This is a genomic window from Roseomonas sp. TAS13 (assembly GCF_001950415.1).
In the GTDB taxonomy this organism is placed as follows: Bacteria; Pseudomonadota; Alphaproteobacteria; order Acetobacterales; family Acetobacteraceae; genus Roseomonas; species Roseomonas mucosa.
In genome coordinates this window covers 1-3254 of sequence record NZ_BDLP01000438.1, presented here as the reverse complement: position 1 = coordinate 3254, position 3254 = coordinate 1, and the positions used below count along the sequence as shown (strand labels likewise).

5 protein-coding genes are annotated in these 3254 nt (G+C 73.0%); 4 read left to right on the top strand and 1 reads right to left on the bottom strand.

Translation table 11 applies throughout. The annotated features are described in order from the left end of the window. The first annotated feature begins 99 nt into the window (after positions 1 to 99). The 4 genes from ROTAS13_RS28520 to ROTAS13_RS21650 are packed head-to-tail and all read left to right on the top strand — an operon-like array spanning position 100 to position 2656. On the top strand, positions 100 to 390 hold the full coding sequence (locus ROTAS13_RS28520) for a hypothetical protein (RefSeq protein WP_305793730.1): 291 nt from the start codon (positions 100 to 102) through the stop codon (positions 388 to 390). A gap of 54 nt (positions 391 to 444) precedes the next feature. Beyond that, the gene (locus ROTAS13_RS21660; protein WP_075823379.1) at positions 445 to 1203 is read left to right on the top strand and encodes a PIG-L deacetylase family protein; all 759 of its coding nucleotides are present in this window, start codon (positions 445 to 447) and stop codon (positions 1201 to 1203) included. After that, positions 1200 to 1787 carry a class I SAM-dependent methyltransferase gene (locus ROTAS13_RS21655; protein WP_058389449.1) on the top strand — a complete coding sequence of 196 codons (588 nt, stop codon included), beginning with the start codon at positions 1200 to 1202 and terminating at the stop codon, positions 1785 to 1787. Before ROTAS13_RS21660 ends, ROTAS13_RS21655 begins: the two co-directional genes overlap by 4 nt. 41 nt (positions 1788 to 1828) lie before the next feature. Further along, positions 1829 to 2656, top strand: coding sequence for an MBL fold metallo-hydrolase (locus ROTAS13_RS21650; RefSeq protein WP_075823380.1), 828 nt, complete (start codon positions 1829 to 1831; stop codon positions 2654 to 2656). A gap of 78 nt (positions 2657 to 2734) precedes the next feature. Here the strand turns inward: ROTAS13_RS21650 and ROTAS13_RS21645 are convergent, their stop codons facing one another. After that, the gene (locus ROTAS13_RS21645; RefSeq protein WP_019461495.1) at positions 2735 to 3037 is read right to left on the bottom strand and encodes a hypothetical protein; all 303 of its coding nucleotides are present in this window, start codon (positions 3035 to 3037) and stop codon (positions 2735 to 2737) included. Between the last annotated feature and the right edge of the window lie 217 nt (positions 3038 to 3254).

The window sequence follows — 3254 nt, the reverse complement described above, 5'->3', positions numbered from 1 at the left end:
GACTTGTGATCAAGAGACAGCCCGCACCAGCAGGCGCGGCTCGGCCAGGCCCTGGCGGAGGCGGAGGCGGCGCGGCTCTGGGTGGGCGAGGCGGCGCGGATGGCCGAGGGGCCGGAGGCCGGGGCTTCCGGCGACGGGGAGGCGGCGGCGCGGGTCGTGGCCTATGTGGACCTGGCGCGCGGCGCGGTGGAACGGGCGGGGCTGGCGGCGATGGAACTGGCACAGCGCTCCATCGGACTCGGGGCTTTCCTGCGCCCGGCGCCGGTCGAGCGGATCGCGCGGGACCTCGCCACCTATCTGCGGCAGCCGGGACCGGACCGCGCCCTGACATCGGCGGCGCAGCATGCCCTGGCGGCGGCGGCCCCGGTGGGCGATCTTTGGGGCCGGTGAGCCGGGGCCCCGCCGGGCCGGATGCTCCCGGGACATGAAGGCGGACACGATCGCATGAAGGCCACCGAGTTTCTCCGCGCCGCCGAAGCCTGGCCGCTGGAAGGGCTGGAGGCGCTGTTGCCGGAGGCCGGGCCGGTGCTGCTGCTTTCACCGCATCCGGACGACGAATCCCTCGGCTGCGGCGGGCTGCTGGCGCAGCTCGCGGCGCGCGGGCGGGAGGTGCGGGTGGTGCTGGTTTCGGACGGGGCGGCGTCGCATGATTCGCGGCTCTATCCGCCCCGGCAGCTGGCGGCGCTGCGGCAGGAGGAGATGGCGGCGGCGCTGGCCGCGCTCGGCCTGGGGCCGGAGCGGCTGGTGACGCTGGGCCTGCCCGACGGGGCGGTGCCGCAGGAAGGGCCGGGCTTCGAGGCGGCGGCGACCGCCATCGGCGGGTTGGCGCTGCGCGACGGCGCCACCACGATCCTCGCCCCCTGGGAGGAGGACCCGCATGGCGACCACCTCGCCACCTGGCGGATGGCGCGGCATGTCGCGGGGGACCTGGGATTGCGACTGCTGGCCTATCCGGTCTGGGGCTGGCGGCACCTCTATCCGGGGATGCTGGCGCCGGTGGAGCCGGTAGAGCTCGCCGCCGTGCCGCGCGGCGTCCGGCTGGACATCGCGGCGGAGCTGCCCGCCAAGCGCGCGGCGGTGGCGGCGCATCGCAGCCAGACCACCGGGCTGATCGCGGATGACCCGGGTGGCTTCGTGCTTTCGCCGGCGGCACTCGACGTGCTGCTGCGCCCCTGGGAACTCTATCTGGACCTGACGCCATGAGCCGCAGCGACCGCAGCCTGCCGACCAGCTATTTCGACGATCTCTATGCCGGGAACCCGGACCCCTGGGGCTTCGAGAGCAAGCCCTATGAGCGCGAGAAATACGCCGCCACCCTGGCCGCCCTGCCGCGCCCGCATTACGCGGCGGCGCTGGAGATCGGCTGTTCCATCGGCGTGCTGACGGAGCAGCTGGCGAAGCGCTGCGACCGGCTGGTGGCGCTGGACGCGGCCGAGGCTCCGCTGGCACGGGCGCGGCAGCGGCTGGCGGGGCAGGCGCATGTGGAGATCCTGCACGGGCGCGTGCCGGAGGAATGGCCGGAAGGGCACTTCGACCTGATCCTGTTTTCCGAGGTCCTGTACTTCTTCGATGAAGAGGACCTGAAGCGCGTCTGTACGCAGGTCACGCGTTCCCTGCGCCCCGGCGGCGACGTGGTGCTGGTGCATTGGCTGCCGGAGACCGATTTCCCCCTGTCCGGCGACGAGGCCACGGAGCGCTTCATCGCCGGCACGGCCGATGTGCTGAAGCCCCTGGTGGCGAGCCGGAGCGAGTTCTACCGGATGGACACGCTGCGCCGCATCGATTGAATCGCGGCCGCCGGGATTCGCTGGAAGAGGACTGGAATGCCATGACGGATGGAAGTCGCCGGATCGGTGACCGGGAGGTGGCGCTCCTGCTCGACGGCATCTTCGAACCGCCACCGGGGGTGGTGGTGCATCCCGACGGAGTGGAGGCGCGAGACCGCGCCCTGGGGCCGCTGTCCGGCGATGCCATCAGGATCGACGTGAACGCCTTCCTGCTGCGCGGGCCTGACGGCATCACCCTGGTCGATGCGGGGACGGGCCATGCCTGGGGTCCGGCACTCGGCCATGCCCGCACGGCGCTGGAGCGGCACGGGATCGCGCCTGGACAGGTGGACCGCGTGTTGCTGACCCATATCCATGGCGACCATGCGCTGGGCCTGCTCGATGGGGAGGAACCCTGGCTGCCGCGGGCGGAGATCCTGGTGCCGGAGCGGGACCTGGGCTTCTTCACCGATGCCGTATCCCGCGAAGCGACACCGCCGGAGCGGCGCAGCGGCTTCGACATCGCGGAGAAGCTGGTGCGGGCCTATGCCGGGCGGCTGCGCGGCGTCCCCGCCGGGGAGGTCCTGCCGGGGATCGAGCTGCTGCCGCTGCCGGGGCATACGCCGGGCCATGTCGGCTATCTGCTGCGCGGCGAGGGGGAGGGCGGCAGCCTGCTGCTCTGGGGCGACCTGCTGCACCTCGCCGGGCCGCAATCGGCCGACCCGGCGCTGAGCCTGACCTATGACCTCGACCCCGCCGAGGCGCGCCGCAGCCGCAAGGCGGGACTGGAGCGCGCGGCCGCCGCGGGCTGGCTGGTCACGGGCGGGCATGTCACCGGCTTCAGCCGGGTGCGGGCGGAAGGCATGGGCTTCCGGATGGTGGCCGGCTGATCCCCGGGGCTGATCCTGGGGTTTGGCCCCGGGATCTGATCCTGGGATCTGGCCCTGGGACGGCTTCGATGTTCCGTCCTAGTTCCCCTGGGCCTCGCGGATAGCGCGGCGCAGCTTGGCGACGCCGGTGCGCGGATAGCCTTTCCGGCACAGGGTCAGCCCCTCGTCCCCCAGCTGCTTGGCCGGCGTGGTCAGGGCGCCCGGCAGGGCGGCGAGGCGGCTCGCCAGCTCCTGGCAGTATTCCGGACGGTCCGGCCGCACATGCCAGAGGTCCCGCGCCCCCTTCTCCACGGCCAGCCCGACGGTCTGAAGGGAGGTGGACTGGAGACAGAAAAGGGGCCCGGCAAGAAGCAGGACCGGCGCGATGGCCTTGTGTCGCATGGCCCCTTATCGGGCACGGGACACTGTGCCGCCGTGTTCGCGCCGTGAAAGCTGCGTTAGCCGCTCGCCTGGCCCTCCGGCTGCTCGGGGTCCATCGGCAGGCGCAGCGTCACGCTCAGGCCGGGCAGGGGACGCCCGGGGCGCGTGTCGGCGAGGATGATCTCGCCGCCATGCAGCGCGGTCACGGCGCGGACCAGCGACAGGCCGAGGCCCGAGC